This window comes from Micromonospora globbae (assembly GCF_003610785.1).
Classification (GTDB): domain Bacteria; phylum Actinomycetota; class Actinomycetes; order Mycobacteriales; family Micromonosporaceae; genus Micromonospora; species Micromonospora globbae.
The window spans coordinates 158,873-175,920 of the sequence record NZ_RAQQ01000016.1 but is presented as its reverse complement, the minus strand read 5'-3'; the positions used below and the strand labels follow the sequence as shown (position 1 = coordinate 175,920).

The following is a 17,048-nucleotide window of genomic DNA, read 5'->3' as shown; positions in this document are numbered from 1 at the left end:
GGGGAGGGGAGTTCAGAGGGGGCGTCTGGCGGGGGGGGGGGGGGGGGGGGGGGGGGGGGGGGGGGGGGGGGGGGGGGGGGGGGGTCAGTACGCCTCGCCGACCGGCTCCTCTGGGGCGCCCTCGGCGCGGGCGGCGGCGCGGTTCCAGCGGGACCAGAGCACCCGCTCCCCGTAGCCGGCGGCCATCACGTGGGCGGTGGCGAGGTAGACCAGCACGCCCGCGGCGAGCACCGCGAAGCCGACCCAGTACGGCAGCGCCAGGGAGCGCTCGGCGAGCTTCCCGGCGATGATCGGGGCCGGCGCGGCGGCGCCCCAGCGCACCAGGTTGAACGCCCCGGTGGCGAGCCGGCGGTCGCGGGAGCCGAGGCCGAGCGCCAGGTCGGTGAGGTTGGCGTTGGCCAGGCCCATGCAGAGCCCGGAGAGCACCAGCACGACCAGCGACTCGGTGGTGCCGGACGAGGTGGCGAAGAGCACCATGCAGACCAGGAGCCCGGCGACGGCCACACCGACCGTCTGCACCGCCCCGATCCGGTGGGCGAGCCGGTGGCCGATCACCAGGATGCCGGCCGCCAGGCCGAGACCCCAGCCGGTGAAGGCCAGCCCGAGTGGCACGACGTCCAGGCCGAGGAACAGCGGCGTGTAGCCGAGGACGACGAAGAACACGAAGTTGTACGCCGCGGTGACGGCGCAGAGCGCGACGAACGCGGGCCGCCGGTACGTGGCGAAGATCTGCCCGACGCGCACCGGCGCCTGCCGGTTGGTCGGCTCGCGCAGCTTGCGGGCGGCCACCGCGAGGGCGAGCACCATGAACACGCCGCAGACGAAGAACGGCAGCCGCCAGCTCACCTCGCCGAGCAGGCCGCCGAGCAGCGGGCCGACGGCGAAGCCGAGCCCGAGCGCGGTCTCGAAGAGGCCGACCACCCACTCCCGGTCGACGGCCAGGTTGACGAGCACCACCATGGCGGTGGCGAAGAACATCGCGTTGCCGAGGCCCCAGACCCCGCGCAGCACGCTGAGCTGGACGATGTTGTTGCTGAACGACGCCAGGATGGCCGCGAGCCCGACCACGGACACGCCGGTGATCAGCACCGGTTTGAACCCGAAGCGGCCGCTGGCGAGGGTCGCCGGGATCATGCCGACGGCCATGACCGCGATGTACGCGGTGAAGAGGAGCTCGACCTGCCAGGCGGTGACACCGATCGCCTCGCCGATGGCCGGCAGGATCGGGTCCACCACGGCGATGCCGGCGATGGCGAGGAACGCCACCAGCGTGGTGGCGTAGATGGCACTGCGGTTCGGTTCGGCGCGCCGATCCACTCCGCCTCCCAAGTAGCTGTATCGTACAGGTAATTCTCCTGTATCATACAGCTATGGGCGAGGACATCTCCACGGAAGCCGGCGACGTCACTCTGGGCCGGATCGAGACCGAGGTGGCGATGCTGATGCGGCTCGGCGAGGCCACCCGGCGGCGCACCAGCGCCGAGCACCGCGTGCTCGACCGCGCGGCGTACGTCATCCTGCGGCACCTGGCCGACGCCGGCCCGCAGAACGTCTCGGCGCTCGCCGCCCGACTCGACCTGGACGGCTCGACCGTGACCCGGCAGGTCTCGGCGATGCAGCGGGACGGCCTCATCACCCGCGAGCCCGACCCGCACGACGGGCGCGGGATGGTGGTCTCCCCCACTCCGGCCGGCCTGCAGCGCATGGCCGCCGTGCAGGCGGCCCGCACGCGGCTCTACGGCGAGATCCTCGCCGACTGGGCGCCGGAGGACCGGGACACCCTCGCCGAGATGCTGTACCGGCTCAACCAGTCCCTCGAACGCCGCCCCCGTCGCTGAGCCGACCGGGAAGCGGACCGCCAGGCCGCCCGCACAACCGGCCAGCCTGGCCCGTTCCCGGCCAACAGGACCGGCTGGCCGGGAACGGGCCGTCGGCGCGCAGGACCAGCCAGCGGCGACGCCGACCGCAGGACGGCGCCGGCCACAGGTCCGGCCGACCACCGCCCGCACGACCGGCAGGCCCCCGCACGGCGCCGGGCGCTCGTGCGGGGGCCGGATTCCGTCAGGCCACCGGTTCGGGGGCGGCGTCGGCGTCCCGGCGGTCGCCGGGGGTCACACGCGGGTCGCCCTCGTCGGCGAAGTAGTCGTCCGGCTGGGTGCCGTCGACGCCGTCGCGGACCTTCACCGCCCGCAGCAGCAGCGTCACGAGCGCCGCGACGAGCAGGTTGACCAGGACGGCCACGATCCCCACGTAGATCGTCTTCTGGGTGTCGAAGCCGAACTTCTCCAGCGGGAAGGCCGAGCCGGCGAAGTGCTTCCGGGTCGGGCTGGAGATCTGGTAGAGCATCCACATCCCGAGCCCCATGCCGGCCACCCAGCCCGCGACCAGCGCGCCGCGGTGGAACCAGCGGGTGTAGAGGCCGAGGGCCACGGCCGGCAGCGTCTGGAGGATGATCACGCCGCCGATGAGCTGCAGGTCGATGGAGAACTGCGGGTCGAGGAAGACGATGCAGGCCACCGCGCCGATCTTCACGACGAGCGAGGTGATCTTCGAGACGTTCGCCTCCTGCGCCGGGGTGGCGTCGCGCCGCAGGTACTCCTTGTAGATGTTGCGGGTGAACAGGTTCGCCGCCGCGATCGACATGATCGCCGCCGGCACGAGGGCGCCGATGCCGATGGCCGCGTACGCGACGCCGGCGAACCAGTCCGGGAACTGCTGGTCGAACAGCAGCGGCACGATCGTGTTGCTGTCGGTGGTGCCCTCCTTCGCACCGGGCAACGGCGTCACGTCGGCCGCGATCGCCATGTAACCGAGCAGCGCGATGAGCCCGAGCAGCAGGCTGTACGCGGGCAGGGCGGACATGTTCCGCTTGATGACGTCCCGGTTCCGGCTGGCGAGCACACCGGTGAGGCTGTGTGGGTAGAGGAAGAGCGCGAGCGCCGAACCGAACGCGAGCGTCACGTACTGGAGCTGGTTGTTGGCGTTGAGCAGCACCCCGTCGCCCGGCGCCGGTGAGGCGTCGAACTTCGCGTCCGCCGCGGCGAAGATGTCGTCCCAGCCGCCGAGCTTGTACGGCAGCCAGAAGATCGCCACGAGGATCACGATGTAGATGAGCGAGTCCTTGACGAACGCGATGAGCGCGGGCGCCCGCAACCCGGACTGGTAGGTGTACGCGGCCAGGATGGCGAACGCCACGATGATCGGCAGGTGCCGGGCGATGGTGCTCTCGCCGGTGACTCCCATGGCCTTGAGCACCGACTCGATGCCGACCAGTTGCAGGGCGATGTACGGCATGGTGGCGACGATGCCGGTGATCGCGATCAGCAGCGCCAGCACGGGCGAGTCGAACCGGCTGCGGACGAAGTCGGCCGGGGTGACGAAGCCGTGCCGGTGCGACACCGACCAGAGGCGGACCAGCACCAGGAACACCAGCGGGTAGATGACGATGGTGTACGGCACGGCGAAGAAGCCCATCGCGCCCGCGCCGAAGACGAGCGCCGGCACGGCCACGAACGTGTACGCCGTGTAGAGGTCACCGCCGACGAGGAACCAGGTGATCCAGCCGCCGAAGTTGCGCCCGCCCAGCCCCCACTCGTCGAGGTGGGCCATGTCCCTCGGGGCCCGCCACCGCGCGGCCACGAAGCCCATCGCGCTGACCAGCAGGAACAGCAGCGTGAAGATGATGATCTCGGTGAGGTGGTCGCGCCACATCAGCGGTCACCCCGCCTCTTCGTGAGCTGGTACACCACGGTGGTGGTCGCCACGCCGAGGACGATGTAGGCGAGCTGGAGCCAGTAGAAGCGGGGGAAGCCGAACAGGCGTGGCGAGTCGCCGTTGAAGAACGCGGGCACGAGCGGCACCACGATCGGGACGAGCAGCAGCCAGTTCCAGGGACTCTTGTCCTTCGCCCTGGACGACGCCGTGAGCGGCGCCTCCGGGTCCGGTGCAGCCATGTGACACACCTCCGGGAAGTCATGACTCGCGTTGTGACGGCCGGAGGCTACGACTGTGTGACGGGCGTCACGCTTCCCGTTCCGGTGGTGCTGCGCCGAACGGCGGATCCGCTGCGCCGAATGGTGGGCCACAGGTTGCCGACTGGATCTGGCGCGATGCCCCGATGCCGGCCAGGTTCCTGGCCGGCTGACTCAGACGCTCGCCAGGTGGGCGGTGTCGTTGACGGACCGGACCGCGACGCCGCCGTCGGGCCACAGGTCCAGCACGGAGATGCCGGCGGCGTCGAGGTAGAGCCGGTGCAGGAAGGCGTCGCCGGCCGCGAGGGCGTCGCGGAGGATCAGCTTGATCGGCGAGACGTGGGAGACCACCACGACGGTCTCCCGGGGGTACGCGGCGCACAGCGCGGCCACGGCCCGTGTCGCCCGCTCGGCGACCTGCACGAACGACTCCCCCTGCGGCGGCGCCACCGCCGTCGAGGCGAGCCAGGCGTCCAGTTCGCCCGGCCAGCCCTCGCGCACCTCGGCGAACGTCCGCCCCTCCCAGGCGCCGAAGTCGCACTCGATGAGGTCGTCGTCGCGGCGTACCGGCACACCGCCGAGCGCCGCGGCGATGGCCTCGGCGGTCGCCGTGCAGCGGGACAGCGGTGAGGTGACCACGGCGACCGCACCGGGCGCCAGCGCGGCCACCCGGGCGCCCGTGGCCCGCGCCTGCTCCCGCCCCCGGGCGGAGAGCGCGACGTCACCGCGGCCGGAGTAGCGCCGCTGCTCGGTGTACTCGGTCTCGCCGTGGCGCACCAGCAGCAGCCGGGTCGCCGTGAGGCTGGGGCGGGGCTCCCAGGAGGCGGGTGCCGTGGTCGCGTCGCTGCCGGTCGTCCGCGCCGTGGCGGCGTGGGCGGCGACCTCGCGGGCCGCATCCCGGGCCGCCGGGTCGGCGCCGCCGACCTCACGTGGGGGCTCGACGATGCGGGGCCGGTCGACCACCGGCCGGGCCGGCGCGCCGGCCGCCTCGTCCATGGCGGCGTTGGCCAGCGCGTCCGCGTGGCGGTTGCGCTCCCGGGGAACCCACGTGAAGCGCACCGCGGCGAAGCGGCTGACCAGTTCCGCGGCCTGCGCGGCGAGCGGCCGCAGCCCGGCGTTCTTGATCTGCCAGCGGCCGCACATCTGCTCCACCACGAGCTTCGAGTCCATCCGGGCCTCGACCTCCGTGGCGCCGAGGTCGGCGGCGGCCTCCAGCCCGGCGATCAGGCCCCGGTACTCGGCCACGTTGTTGGTGGTCACCCCGATCGACCCGGACCGTTCGGCGAGCACCTCGCCGGTGTCCGCGTCGCGGACCACCGCGCCGTACCCGGCCGGGCCGGGGTTGCCCCGGGACCCGCCGTCCGCCTCGACCAGGACCACCCGTGACGCCATCGCCGCCTACAGACCCGACTCGTTCGTCCGCACCATGATCCGCCGGCACTCCTCGCAGCGGACCACGTCGTCCGGGGCCGCCGCGCGGATTCGGGCCAGGTCGGCGCCGGCCAGCTCCAACCGGCAGCCGCCGCAGCGGCCCGCGGTGAGCAGCGCGGCGCCGAGCCCGGTGTCCTCGCGGATCCGGTCGTAGAGCGCCACCAGGTCGGACGGGAGGTCCGCGGCGAGCGGCGCCCGCGCCGACCGCCTGAACTCCTCCTCCTTGGCGATCTCGGCGAGGCTCTCGTCGCGGCGCTGCTCGGTGGCCGCCCGCTTCTCCCGCGCCTCGGCGAGCCGCTGCTCCACGCCGTCGAGGACGCCCTGGGCGGTCTCCCGCTGCTCCATGAGCTCCAGCTCGGCGTCCTCCAGGTCGCTCTGCCGGCGGTTCAGCGACACCAGTTCGTGCTGGAGCGCCTCCAGCTCGCGGGCCGGGCCGCTGCCGGCGGCGAGCCGCGCCTCGTCCTTCTCCTTGCGGGCCCGGACCTGGTCGATGTCCTTCTCCAGCCGGGCGATGTCCCGGTCCAGGTCGTCGACTGCCACCTGGGCGCGTACCCGCTCGTCCTCCAGCGCGGACAGCTCCCGGGCCAGCGCCTCCAGCTCGGCCCGCTCGGGCAGCGTGCGGCGCCGGTGGGCGAGCTGGGCGAGTGCGGTGTCGATCGCCTGGAGGTCGAGCAGGCGGCGCTGGACCTGCGGGTCAGCCTTCACGTCGGGGCTCCTTGTCGTCCACAGCGGGTGCGCAAGCATGCACGGTCCACGGGTCGGTGTCCAGGTCGGACACCAGGGTCTCGACCCCCGGCGCCTCCCGCAGGAGCGCGGCCAGGTCGTCCAGCCACGGCCGCTCGGTCGCCCAGTGGGCGGCGTCGAGCAGGGCGGGCCCCTCGTCGGCGAGGTGCTCCCCGGCCGGGTGGTGCCGCAGGTCGGCGGTGAGGAACGCGTCCACGCCGGCGGCGGTCGCGTCGGTGAGGAAGGAGTCGCCGGAGCCGCCGCTGACCGCGAGCGTACGCACCGTCCGATCCGGGTCCCCGGCGGCGCGTACGCCCCAGGCGGTGGCGGGCAGCACGGCGGCGGCGTGCCGGGTCAGCTCGGCGAGGGTCATGGGGCGGGGCAGTTCACCGATCCGGCCGAAACCGCGCCCGGGGCCGTACGCGGGCGCGCCGGGCGCGGGCGGACGCAGCGGCCTCAGGTCGGTCAGCCCGAACCGGGCGGCGAGCGCGTCGGACACCCCGGGGGCGGCCACGTCGGCGTTGGTGTGCGCCACGTAGAGCGCCATCCCGGCCCGGATCAGCCGGTGGACGATCCGCCCCTTGTACGTGGTCGGCGCGACCGAGGAGACCCCGCGGAGCAGCAGCGGGTGGTGGGCGACGATCAGGTCCACGCCGGCGTCGAGCGCCTCGGCGACGGTCTCGGGCACCACGTCCACCACGCACAGAACCCGGCGAACCGGGGCGGACGGCTCACCGAGCACCAGACCGACCCGGTCCCAGTCCTCGGCCCAGACGGGCGGGTAGCGCCGCTCCAGCTCGGCCACCACGTCGGTCACCGTCGGTCCGGATGCGGTTGTGCTCACGGCGGGCCAGCTTACCGGCGCGGGCGGTGCCCGGCCGCCTCCCCCGCCGGACCGGGCCGATCAGGCTGCGCGTACCGCGCGCTCAGACCAGCGGGCAGAGCCGGGCCCGCAGCGCGGTGAGGCCGATCCCCCAGGGGAACGCGTGCAGGTGCCGCTCTCCGGTCCCGGGTGCGTGCAGCGGGAAGACGTGGTCGCCGAAGAGCACCGTGACCCCCCACTCGTCGAGCCGGGCGAGGCCGGCCCGGAACGCCGGGTGGGCGGCCATCGCCGCGTTCGTGAAGGGCACGGCCACGATGGGTACGCCGAGGCCCTGCGCCTCCACGAGCAACCCGAGCGCAAGGGTGTCGGTGATCCCGGCGGCCCACTTGTTGACCGTGTTGACCGTGGCCGGGCAGACGATCATGGCGTTCGCCGGCGGCAGCAGGTCCGGGTCGCCCGGCTGCTTGTAGTGCGTCCGGACGGGGTGGCCGGTCTGCCGGACCAGGGCGGGCCGGTCGACGAACTTCGCGCCGTCCGGGGTCGTGATCACACACACGTCCCAGCCGTCCTGCTGGGCCAGGTCGACCAGCCGTCCGACGTGCCGGGCCAGCGGCGAGCCGCAGGCGATGACGTAGAGCACCTCGCGGCGCCCGTCGACGGATTGCGGGCCGGACATCATGCCGGCTCCGTGCTCATACTCCTACTCCCATGTGCTCAGCCAACTCCGCAATCGGAGAAGGCGGCGCACCACGTGTGCGACGCAGGATGTCCGACATCACCTCGTGCGCGATCGGCCGGCACCGGATCTCCGACGGCGCGAGCCGGTCGCCGCGCAACAGCATCTCGCCGGCGTTGGCGACGTCGCCCATCTGGGCGAAGCCGCGGGCGATGTCGAGCAGGTGGTGGGCCCGCCGTTCGGGCAGCAGGGCGTTGAACGCGGGCTCCTGGATGTGGAGCTGGTGCACCTCGACCGCCCGGCCGCCGTCACCCAGCTCGACGGCCGCGGCGGCCCGGTGCAGTTCGAGGTTCGTGGGGCCGAACGACGTCCAGTAGTGGTTCTGGTCGCTGCCGAGCAGGGTGGCGGCCTCGCGCGCGCCGTTGATCAGGTCGTCGACGGTGGCCGAGTCACCGATCCGCGCGGCGGCCATCGCGCCCTGGAGCAGCAGCATCCCGTAGACGCTGAGCCGCTCCGGCGAGGCGTCGTTCGCGCCGCCGGGCGCCAGCCGGTTGGCGATCGTGACGTTGAGCTCCAGCGCGGGGCGGGGGCGTCCCATGGCGACCAGCGCGTTGCAGACCCGGGTCGTGGCGATCCCGGCCAGCAGCGGGTCGTCGGCCCGCTGGGCGACCGCCATCGACCGGTCGGCGGCGAGCCAGGCCAGGTCGCACTCGCCGAGCTTGCGCAGCACCGAGGAGGCGATCTGGTAGACCTGCCCGAGCAGGTGGGCGGCCTCCCGGGCGTCGTCGCCGCCGTAGCCGGCGTCGGCGGCCTGGGCGTCGCGCAGCAGCTTCGGCAGCGCCCGGGTCAGCATCCCGTAGCGGCCGTACTGGTACGTGAGCCAGGCGTGGTTGACCGCCTTGCGCATGTCGGCCAGCGGCGGCGGGTACGGGGCGGCGTCGAAGTAGGCGCTCATCGAGTCGTACCGTTCGAGGGCCGCCCGGATCTCCTCGACCTCGACCTGGTCGATGCAGTTCAGCGCGTCGGTCCGCCGCTCCGGGTCCTTGCCGAGCAGCAGCTGCACGTCGACCTGGAGGATGTCGGCTATCTCGTAGAGGACCGAGAACTTGTCCAGCCGGCGCACGCCGCGCTCGACCTTGTCCACCCAGCTCTTCGACTTGCCCAGCCGGTCGGCGAAGACCTGCTGCGACATCTTGCGCCGGCCTCGCCAGTACGCCACCCGACGACCTATGGGTAGCTCCTCCATCTCCCATCCCTCCCCTGTGTGGTGTGGTCGCCGGTGTGCCGGGCGGCGGCCGTGGAAGCGGCGCTCGTCGTCTTCAGGTTTTCGCTGGTCGCACAGCCAGTGCGTCAGCCGTTGAGCCAGTCCTCGTAGTTTTCGTGCAAGTTGCATCAGCCGTTCGTCAACTCAACGATCGTGGGTTACGGCAGTGACGGCGCTCGACGTGAGAACGCGGAGCGGTCGGGCCCGACGAGGGGAGATGGCACCGATGTGGGGGAATGTCGGCCCGCGGGTCGCGCAACTGTCGCCACTGGAACGGGTACGGCTGCGCCGGGTCGCCGTGCGCTACGCCGTCCACGGCTGGGAGGTGACCCCGGGGGCGTGCCTGGCCCGCAGCCGCTTCGTCTGTGGACGGGCCGGCTGCCCGACGATCGGCTGCCACCCCGCACTGGAGAACTGGGAGCACGCGGCCAGCGCCGACCCGGCCCGGGTGGCGACCTGGTGGCGGACGCGCCCGCACGGTGTCCTCCTGCCCACCGGGCGGGCGTTCGACGTGCTGGAGGTCCCCGCCCACCTGGGCCGCCGGGTGCTCGACGCGGTGCAGACCCACCCGGCCGGCGCCGGCGTACGCGGGCCGGTGCTGGTGACCCCCACCGGCCGCTGGATGTTCCTGGTACGCCCCGGTGACCCGCTCCGGCCGGAGCTGGAGCACTGCTTCCACGTGGTCCGGCACGGGATCGGCTCGTGGATCCCGGCGCCGCCGACCCGGCTGCCGGAGGGCGCCGTACGCTGGGCGGTCGCGCCCGAGCAGGCCCGCTGGCGGCTGCCCGACTCCTACCTGGTGCAGAACACGCTCATCGACGCCCTCCGGGCGTCCGGCGTCACGCTCACCTCGGACCTGCTCCCCGGCCACCTCCCGCTCCCCCGTCGCGGCATGTGACCCGAACCCGGCAGCGACGTCCGGGCGTCCGTCCTCGTTGAGCACGGCGACGGCGCGGACCCGCGCCGGGAGCGGGGAAACCATGTCCACGGACGACACCGCGCCGTACCCGGGCGGCACCGAGCCGCCCTACCGCAGCCGCCCACGCCGGCGCTGGGCCGGCACCCGTCCCTCGGGTTCGCGCCCCGGCCGCCCCCGGCCGATGGGCTCCCGCCCGGCCGGCACCCACCGCCCGGCCCGCTGACCGCCAAGCCCGCCGGCACCGTCCAGACGGCCGACACCGCTGAGGTCGCCGGACACGCTGAGGTGGCCGGACAACGCTGAGGTGGCCGGACAACGCTGAGGTCGCCCGACACCGCTGAGATCGCCCGACACCGCTGAGGTCGCCGGACACCCTGAGGTCGCCCGACACCGCCGACGCGACCGAGGCCCGCCGACACCGCGAGGGTGCCGAGCCCGCCCGCTGGCGAATCACGCCCGCGTCGGCCCACACCCGCGCCGCCGGCTCGTTCCGGTCGGCGTGGTCGCGCTGCTCGTCGGATGCCGGTCCCGATTGCACGAATTCGTCGACCGCCAGGGCCATCCAGCGGGCGAATCGCACGACGCCCTCCGCGTGCGGGTCACTCGCCAAGATCGCGCAACTTCCTGGATGTTGTCGCATCGAGGAGCGATCGAGGCCACCACTTCCTCGATGTTGTGGCCTCGGCGCGCCCGGCGGTCGCCGGTTCACAGCAGACACGTGTCCTGTCGAGCTGCCCCAGATATGGGGCATGCGCCCCTGACGCGACCCGGGTGCCGTCCCACCCGTCTCGGCCGTCGGGCCAGTGTCGGCCGTCGGTCAGTGTCGGCCGTCGGGTCAGTGTCGGCCGTCGGGAGGCGGTTGCCCCAGATATGGGGCAGGTCGACAGCATCGCCGGGCCGACTGCGATCGCGGTTGCCCCAGATATGGGGCAGGTCGACAGCATCGCCGGGCCGACTGCGGTCCCGGTTGCCCCAGATATGGGGCAGGTCGACAGCATCGCCGGGCCGACTGCGATCGCGGTTGCCCCGGATATGGGGCAGGTCGACAGCATCGCCGGGCCGACTGCGGTCCCGGTTGCCCCAGATATGGGGCAGGTCGACAGTATCGGTTGGGCGAGTGCGATCGCGATTGCCCCGGATATGGGGCAGGTCGACAGCATCGCCTGGGCGACTGCGATCGCGATTGCCCCAGATATGGGGCAGGTCGACAGCATCGGTTGGGCGAGTGCGATCGCGATTGCCCCGGATATGGGGCAGGTCGACAGCATCGCCTGGGCGACTGCGATCGCGATTGCCCCAGATATGGGGCAGGTCGACAGCATCGGTTGGGCGAGTGCGGTCCCGGCCCGGGACGTGACGTGGTCGGCGCCGTTGGACGGCTGCACGTGCGTCTGGGTGAGGGCGACGTATGGCGCGGGCCGTTGCCGCATGGCACCGTCCGCTGCCGCATGGCACGCTCCCTCGCCGCATGGCACGCTCCGTCGCCGCATGGCACGCTCCCTCGCCGCATGGCACGCTCCCTCTTTGCCGGCATGGCGCGGGGACGGTGGCCCCATCACCCGGCCGCCCCCGCCCCGCGCGGGGTACCTGCCGTGCGCGCGCCCCGACGGCGTCGATGGGGCGTTTCCGCCGTCTCCGGCAATCTGGGCGCCTCTGGCCGCCGCCGGCCGCGTCGAGGCCCGGATGGGCCGGTGCCGGAGTGCTCCGCACGGGGCACCCCGCCGCCCCGCACGCCGTACTCCGCAATCGCCGCGCGATGCCCGGCCCGCTGCGCCCATGGCCGGGCCGCAACGGGGAAAAGGACCGGCGACAGGCGGCGTGAGCCGCCGCCGCAACGGGTAAGCCGCCGAACCGCTGAACGCGTGAGGGGAAGGCACCGCCATGCTCAGCAAAGAGGATCAGCGCAGGTTCGAACAGATCACTCGGCAGCTACGGGAGAGCGACCCGGCGTTCTTCGCCCGGCTGGACAACCGGGCACGCGGTCGCCGCGGCCGCTATCTGATGCTGCTGACCATCCTGCTGTGGGCCGCCCTGCCGGCGATGACCGTGCTCGCCGGACGGATGGCCGGCGCGATCTGCGCGGTGGTCCTGGTGGCCAACGCGGTTCTCATGTGGCGCTTCCGCCGCCGCTGGCTATGACCGCCCGTCGCCGGCCGGGCCGGCCCCGTACCCGCCGGTCGCCGGCGATGGCGATCGGCGACGGGGTGCGAGCGGGAAGGTCCGGTGTGGACGCCGGTCCGGCGCGGGCACCGCGGCCGGCTCGCCGGCCTCAGCCGCCGAAGGCGCGGTACGCCCGGCGGAGTCGTTCGAGCAGGCCGGGCCCGCCGATCGCGGGTGCCGGCGGGCCGAGCTGCCGCAGCAGCAGGTCCGGCCCGGTGGCCAGGCTCGGCGGCCGGTCCGGCAGCGGCACCGGCGGCAGCCAGAACCGGTCGACCGCCTCGGCCAGCGGCGCTTGTGGCAGGGCGGCCAGCACGCGCGCGGCCCCGACGGGCGTCAGGTCCGCCGCGTCGGCGTCGGTCGCCGCGTCCTCGGTCGCGAACGCCGGCGTGACGCCGGTGGCGGCGGCCCGGAGGGACCGCAGCCGGTCCAGCAGCTCAACCCGGGCGCGCCCGCGCCAGTGCAGCAGCGCGAACGGGTCGGCGTCGAACGCCTCGGCGAGCAGGTAGAACGTGGCCGCCAGGTGCTTGCACGGCACGGCGAAGTCCGGGCAGCTGCACCGCTGCGTCAACTCGTCGACGGCCGCCGGGAACAGCGGCGCACCCGCCGCGGCGAACAGCTCCTCCAACTCGGCGGGCAGGTCACCGGCGAGCAGCCGGGCGCTGAAGAACGCCTGCGCCGCCAGCTCCGCCTCGACCCGGTCCCACAGCTCCGCCGGGAACGGGGACAGTCCGATGTGGACGTCGTACGGTCGGGGTCGGGAGCCCTGCACCACGGCGGTGACCGCGCCCGGCGCGATGTCCAGCCGCACCACCTGGCCGGCCCGCGCGTACGACCGGCCGCGGGTGAGCCGGGTGCCGAGCGCGAACGACTCGAGCACCTCCAGGAAGCGCCGCGACCACCAGGAACGGCCGATCGCACCGCGGGTGCTGCGCGCCTTCAGCCCACCCTCCACCCGGCGGGGACGGCCGTAGTCGGCGAACCGGCCCGTCGCGCTCTGGCTCACTCGGCCACCGCCCCGGCCTCCAGCGCGAACAGGTCGCGCAGCTGCGCGGTCGACAGCTCGGTGACCCACTGCTCGCCGGTGCCGACGACGCGGGCCGCGAGGCTGCGCTTGTCGGCGATGAGCGCCGCCACCTTCTCCTCGACCGTTCCGGCGCAGACGAACTTGCGTACCTGCACCCGCCGCCGCTGCCCGATGCGGAACGCGCGGTCGGTGGCCTGGTCCTCGACCGCCGGGTTCCACCAGCGGTCGACGTGCACGACGTGGTTCGCCGCCGTGAGGGTGAGCCCGGTGCCGCCGGCCTTCAACGACAGCACGAACACCGACGGGCCGTCGGGAGACTGGAACCGGGTGACCATCGCGTCGCGGTCGGCCTTGCCGACGCCGCCGTGCAGGAACAGCACCTCCCTGCCGAAACGCGCGGAGAGGTGGCCGCGGAGCATGCCGCCGAACTCGGCGTACTGGGTGAAGAGCAGGGCCTTCTCCCCCGCCGCCAGCACCTCCTCCAGGATCTCCTCGAGGCGGGCCAGCTTGCCGGAGCGGCCGGGGAGCGGCGAGCCGTCGCGCAGCAGCTGGGCGGGGTGGTTGCACACCTGCTTGAGGCGGGTCATGGTGGCCAGCACGAGCCCGCGCCGTTCGATGCCCTCACTGGACTCGATCTTGTCGAGCATGTCGTCGACCACCGCCCGGTAGAGCGAGGCCTGCTCGGCCGTCAGGTTGCAGACGACCTCCATCTCCAGCTTCTCGGGCAGGTCCGAGATGATCGAGGCGTCGGTCTTGAGGCGGCGCAGCACGAACGGCCCGGTGATCCGCCGCAGGCGCTCGGCCGCCTCGGTGTCGCCGTGGCGCTCGATCGGCTCGGCGTACCGTTTCTTGAACGTGGCCGCCGGGCCGAGCAGCCCGGGGTTGGCGAACTGCATGATGGACCAGAGGTCGGCGAGGCGGTTCTCCACGGGCGTACCGGTGACGGCCACCCGGTGCCGGGCTGGCAGCGCGCGCACGGCCTCGGCCTGACGGGTGGAGGCGTTCTTGATGGCCTGCGCCTCGTCCACCACGACCCGGTGCCAGTCGATGCCGGCGAGCGCCACCGCGTCGCGGGCCGCCACCGAGTAGGTGGTGAGGACCAGGTCCGCGGCGTGCACGGTCTCGACGAACGCCGCGCCCCGGGCCCGGTCGGCCCCGTGGTGCACGTGTACGCGCAACCGCGGCGCGAACCGGGCCGCCTCCCGCTGCCAGTTCCCGACCAGCGACATCGGGCAGACCAGCAGGGTCGGCCCGGCGTCCGGCGGGTCCCCGGCGAGCAGCGCGAGCAGTTGCACCGTCTTGCCCAGGCCCATGTCGTCGGCGAGCACGCCACCGAGGCCGAGCGACTGGAGGAAGGCCAGCCAGGCCAGCCCTCGCCGCTGGTACGGGCGCAGCGTGCCACGGAACGTCGCGGGCGGGTCCAGCGGCGTGAGCCGGCGCTCCACGGCCCCGGCGAGCAGATCGCCGAGCGCCCCATCGGCGGTCACCTCCAGCACCGGCAGCGCCGCCCCGTCGTCGCCGGCGGTGAGCCCGAGCCGCAGCAGGTCGGCGACGGTCAGCTCGCCGGCCGAGCGGAGCAGGCGCAGACCGGCGGCGAGCCGCTTCGGGTCCAGCTCGACCCAGCGGCCCCGCAGCCGCACCAGCGGTGTCTTCAGCGCGGCGAGCGCCGCCAGCTCGTCGGCGGTGAGCGGCTCGTCGCCGAGGGACACCTCCCAGCGGTAGTCGACGAGGGCGTCGAGGCCCACCCCGCCGGCCGCGCCGGCCACGGTTCCCGGCGCCGTCCGCGACCGGGCGCGCAACCGGGCGCCGAGCCGGGACGACGGGCGGTGCCACCAGGACGGGAGCAGTACGCCGAACCCGGCGGCGTGCAGCACCGGCGCGCCCTCCCGCAGGAACCGGTGGGCGCCCTCGACGTCCAGCTCCAGCACCTCCGGGGCGGCGGTGCGCAGCGCCGCGTCCAGGTCGGGCCAGAGCCGGCTGGCCCGGCCCAGCTCGGCGAGGAGCGTCTCCTGCGGGTTGCCCGACCGGCCGGCCAGCGCGGCCGTCGCCGCCGCGTCCCGCCAGACCCGTGCCGCGTCGACGTGCAGGCTGGGCTCGTCGGCGGCCTGGAGCCCGAACTCCAGCCGCCAGCGGTCCCCCGCCCCCACGACCTCCCCGCGATCTTGCACTTCCGGCCCCTGGATCGCGTCTTTCGTCCCGGATATCCGGGCAGAAAGTGCAAGATCGTCGAGGGTTGGGTCGGCGGGGGGCTCGGTCAGGCGGAAGCTCGCTCGCACCGCGCCGCCAGCGGCGTCGCGCTGCCACGCGTCCAGCTCGGCCCGGAGCAGCGCCAGCGCCGCCGGCTCGGCGGTGAACTCCCGGTGCGGCCCGGTGAGCGCGCGCAGCCAGGCCGGCACCGGCCCGCCCGGACGCATGCCGCGTGCCAGTGCGGTGTCGGCCAGCGCGGCCCGGGCGGCGGCATCGGTCAGGGCGTCCAGGGCGTCGGCCAGCAGTACGCCGGGAGGCGCCTCGGGCGCGGCGGCGCGGGCGGCCGGTGGCAGGGCGAGGGCGAGCGACCGCGCCCAGCCGGCGTCGGCGCCGGTGAGCAGCGGTCGCCACACGGCCCGCGCGCCGGACGCCGGGTCACCCGCGACGGCGTCGGCCACGCCGGGCAGGACCCGGCCGCGGGCGACCAGGTCGGCGGCGAAGTCGGCCAGTTCGGCGAGGTGGCGCAGGGTCGCACCGGGCACGGCCGGGAGGTCGTCCAGGGCGCGCAGCAGAGGCAGGGCGGCGTCCGGCGCGTACCGCAGGACGGGGACCCGCCACCCGCCGAGCGTGACCCGCCCGCGGGGCGGGACCGCGACGGCGGTCCGGACCAGTTCCGGCGAGTCGGCGGGTACGCCGCCGCGGGTCGGCAGCGTGAGCAGGGCGGTGTCGAGCCCGGTGGGTTCGGCGGCCTCGGCGAGCGCGTCGGCCAGCGTGGCGTGGTCGGCCGCGAACGGGTGCGGACGTTCCCGGGGCGGGCGGCCCGCGCGCCGCGGCGCCTCGGCCGGCAGCGTGCCTCGCTCACCCCACACCGCGAGCGCCGGCTCGCCGGGGTCGCCGGACAGCCACAACCCGTGGATGACCAGCACGTGCTCCCCCTCGTCGACGCCCGGGCCCAGGATAGGCGGCCCCGGCCGGCTACCGTCGTCGCCATGGTCGACCTACTCGTGATCGGCGGTCTCGGGGTGGACGTCCGCGTCCGGGTGCCCGCGCTGCCCCTCCCCGCCGCCGACTCCCTCACCGTCGACCCCGTGGAGCTGCGCATCGGCAACACCGGCGCCGGAGTGGCTCTCGCGGCCCACGCGCTCGGGCTGCGGGTCGCCCTGGTGGACGTGCTCGGCGCCGACCCGGCCGGCGACGTGGTGCGGGCGGCGCTGGCCCGCACCGGCGTGCGTCCGGTGCTCGTGACCGACCCGGCGGGCACCCGCCGCTCCGTGAGCCTCGTGGACCCGTCCGGGGCGCGGATGTCCCTCTACGACCCGCGCCCCTGGCAGGGCCCACCGCCGCTCTGCGCGTCGGACCTGGCCGCGCTGGTCCGCGAGGCGGCGCACGTGCACCTCTCGATCATGGACTGGACGCTCGGCCTGCTGCCCACCCTGCGGGACGGCCTCGCCGACGGCGCACGGGTCAGCACCGACCTGCACGACTGGGACGGCCACAACCCCTACCACCGGCCGTTCGCCGCCGTCGCCGACCTCGTCCTCGTCAGCGGCGTACGCCTCGGGCCGGCCGCGGCGGCGGTCGCCGCCGGGCTCGCGCCCCGCGACGTCGTGGTGACCCGGGGCGCCGACGGCGCCGAGCTGCACCCCGCCGGCGGCGCGCCCGTCCGGGTGCCCGCCGCCGTGCCGGCCGCGCCGGTCGTCGACACCAACGGGGCGGGCGACGCGTTCGCCGCGGGCCTCATCGCCGCCCGGCTGCGCGGCGCCGCGCTCACCGACGCGGCGGCGTACGCGGCGCGGGTCGCGGCGGCCGCCTGCACGCACGACGGCATGGAGTACCCGCCGGGGCTGCTCCCCACCGCCTGAGCGGCCCG

At 74.5% G+C, this 17,048-nt stretch carries 13 protein-coding genes and 2 pseudogenes; 4 read left to right on the top strand and 11 right to left on the bottom strand.

The genetic code is table 11. The features are described from left to right. Positions 1–84 precede the first annotated feature (84 nt). The gene (locus D7I43_RS21855; RefSeq protein ID WP_120330400.1) at positions 85–1,317 is read right to left on the bottom strand and encodes an MFS transporter; all 1,233 of its coding nucleotides are present in this window, start codon (positions 1,315–1,317) and stop codon (positions 85–87) included. Positions 1,318–1,370: 53 nt separating this feature from the next. On the opposite strand from D7I43_RS21855, the gene D7I43_RS21850 reads away from it, so the two are divergent. Further along, on the top strand, positions 1,371–1,838 hold the full coding sequence (locus D7I43_RS21850) for a MarR family winged helix-turn-helix transcriptional regulator (RefSeq protein WP_120330399.1): 468 nt from the start codon (positions 1,371–1,373) through the stop codon (positions 1,836–1,838). Between the two features lie 223 nt (positions 1,839–2,061). On the opposite strand, the gene mctP is transcribed toward D7I43_RS21850, so the two are convergent. The 7 genes from mctP to D7I43_RS21815 form a co-directional block, all read right to left on the bottom strand. Continuing rightward, entirely contained in the window at positions 2,062–3,711 is a 1,650-nt protein-coding gene (mctP, locus tag D7I43_RS21845) for a monocarboxylate uptake permease MctP (RefSeq protein WP_120330398.1), read from the bottom strand. Next, positions 3,711–3,953 (bottom strand): DUF3311 domain-containing protein, encoded by a 243-nt coding sequence (locus D7I43_RS21840; protein WP_120330397.1) that lies wholly within the window; start codon positions 3,951–3,953, stop codon positions 3,711–3,713. Before D7I43_RS21840 ends, mctP begins: the two co-directional genes overlap by 1 nt. Positions 3,954–4,145: 192 nt before the next feature. Further along, on the bottom strand, positions 4,146–5,363 hold the full coding sequence (locus D7I43_RS21835; protein WP_120330396.1) for a bifunctional RNase H/acid phosphatase: 1,218 nt from the start codon (positions 5,361–5,363) through the stop codon (positions 4,146–4,148). A gap of 6 nt (positions 5,364–5,369) precedes the next feature. Further along, entirely contained in the window at positions 5,370–6,107 is a 738-nt protein-coding gene (locus D7I43_RS21830; protein ID WP_120330395.1) for a zinc ribbon domain-containing protein, read from the bottom strand. Then, the gene (locus D7I43_RS21825; protein WP_420870229.1) at positions 6,097–6,933 is read right to left on the bottom strand and encodes a Nif3-like dinuclear metal center hexameric protein; all 837 of its coding nucleotides are present in this window, start codon (positions 6,931–6,933) and stop codon (positions 6,097–6,099) included. Before D7I43_RS21825 ends, D7I43_RS21830 begins: the two co-directional genes overlap by 11 nt. A gap of 118 nt (positions 6,934–7,051) precedes the next feature. Then, on the bottom strand, positions 7,052–7,624 hold the full coding sequence (locus D7I43_RS21820) for a flavoprotein (protein ID WP_120330426.1): 573 nt from the start codon (positions 7,622–7,624) through the stop codon (positions 7,052–7,054). Positions 7,625–7,640: 16 nt separating this feature from the next. Then, on the bottom strand, positions 7,641–8,870 hold the full coding sequence (locus D7I43_RS21815) for a helix-turn-helix domain-containing protein (RefSeq protein ID WP_120330393.1): 1,230 nt from the start codon (positions 8,868–8,870) through the stop codon (positions 7,641–7,643). Between the two features lie 235 nt (positions 8,871–9,105). Here D7I43_RS21815 and D7I43_RS21810 point away from each other — a divergent pair, with 235 nt between their 5' ends. Continuing rightward, positions 9,106–9,786 (top strand): bifunctional DNA primase/polymerase, encoded by a 681-nt coding sequence (locus D7I43_RS21810; protein ID WP_192902228.1) that lies wholly within the window; start codon positions 9,106–9,108, stop codon positions 9,784–9,786. Positions 9,787–11,688: 1,902 nt separating this feature from the next. Then, positions 11,689–11,946 carry a DUF3040 domain-containing protein gene (locus D7I43_RS21800; protein ID WP_120330391.1) on the top strand — a complete coding sequence of 86 codons (258 nt, stop codon included), beginning with the start codon at positions 11,689–11,691 and terminating at the stop codon, positions 11,944–11,946. A gap of 130 nt (positions 11,947–12,076) precedes the next feature. Here the strand turns inward: D7I43_RS21800 and D7I43_RS34420 are convergent. The 3 genes and pseudogenes from D7I43_RS34420 to D7I43_RS21790 all read right to left on the bottom strand — a co-directional run. Continuing rightward, positions 12,077–12,298: pseudogene (locus tag D7I43_RS34420) on the bottom strand (SWIM zinc finger family protein); the annotation flags it as partial. 74 nt (positions 12,299–12,372) lie between these two features. Continuing rightward, positions 12,373–12,970: pseudogene (locus D7I43_RS21795) on the bottom strand (SWIM zinc finger family protein); the annotation flags it as partial. After that, the gene (locus D7I43_RS21790; protein WP_192902227.1) at positions 12,967–16,104 is read right to left on the bottom strand and encodes a DEAD/DEAH box helicase; all 3,138 of its coding nucleotides are present in this window, start codon (positions 16,102–16,104) and stop codon (positions 12,967–12,969) included. The gene D7I43_RS21790 and the pseudogene D7I43_RS21795, both read right to left, overlap by 4 nt. Before the next feature lie 63 nt (positions 16,105–16,167). Between D7I43_RS21790 and D7I43_RS21785 the strand changes: the two genes are divergently transcribed. Further along, positions 16,168–17,040: a carbohydrate kinase family protein gene (locus tag D7I43_RS21785; protein ID WP_120330389.1), complete on the top strand. Its 873-nt coding sequence runs from the start codon at positions 16,168–16,170 to the stop codon at positions 17,038–17,040. The last annotated feature ends 8 nt before the right edge of the window (positions 17,041–17,048 follow it).

Excerpts from the sequence above, each read along its gene's own strand:
- D7I43_RS21835 (WP_120330396.1), bottom strand. The coding sequence starts at position 5,363 with ATGGCGTCACGGGTGGTCCTGGTCGAGGCGGACGGCGGGTCCCGGGGC.
- D7I43_RS21785 (WP_120330389.1), top strand. The coding sequence starts at position 16,168 with ATGGTCGACCTACTCGTGATCGGCGGTCTCGGGGTGGACGTCCGCGTC.
- D7I43_RS21810 (WP_192902228.1), top strand. The coding sequence starts at position 9,106 with ATGGCACCGATGTGGGGGAATGTCGGCCCGCGGGTCGCGCAACTGTCG.
- D7I43_RS21840 (WP_120330397.1), bottom strand. The coding sequence starts at position 3,953 with ATGGCTGCACCGGACCCGGAGGCGCCGCTCACGGCGTCGTCCAGGGCG.
- D7I43_RS21820 (WP_120330426.1), bottom strand. The coding sequence starts at position 7,624 with ATGTCCGGCCCGCAATCCGTCGACGGGCGCCGCGAGGTGCTCTACGTC.
- mctP (WP_120330398.1), bottom strand. The coding sequence starts at position 3,711 with ATGTGGCGCGACCACCTCACCGAGATCATCATCTTCACGCTGCTGTTC.
- D7I43_RS21800 (WP_120330391.1), top strand. The coding sequence starts at position 11,689 with ATGCTCAGCAAAGAGGATCAGCGCAGGTTCGAACAGATCACTCGGCAG.
- D7I43_RS21815 (WP_120330393.1), bottom strand. The coding sequence starts at position 8,870 with ATGGAGGAGCTACCCATAGGTCGTCGGGTGGCGTACTGGCGAGGCCGG.
- D7I43_RS21850 (WP_120330399.1), top strand. The coding sequence starts at position 1,371 with ATGGGCGAGGACATCTCCACGGAAGCCGGCGACGTCACTCTGGGCCGG.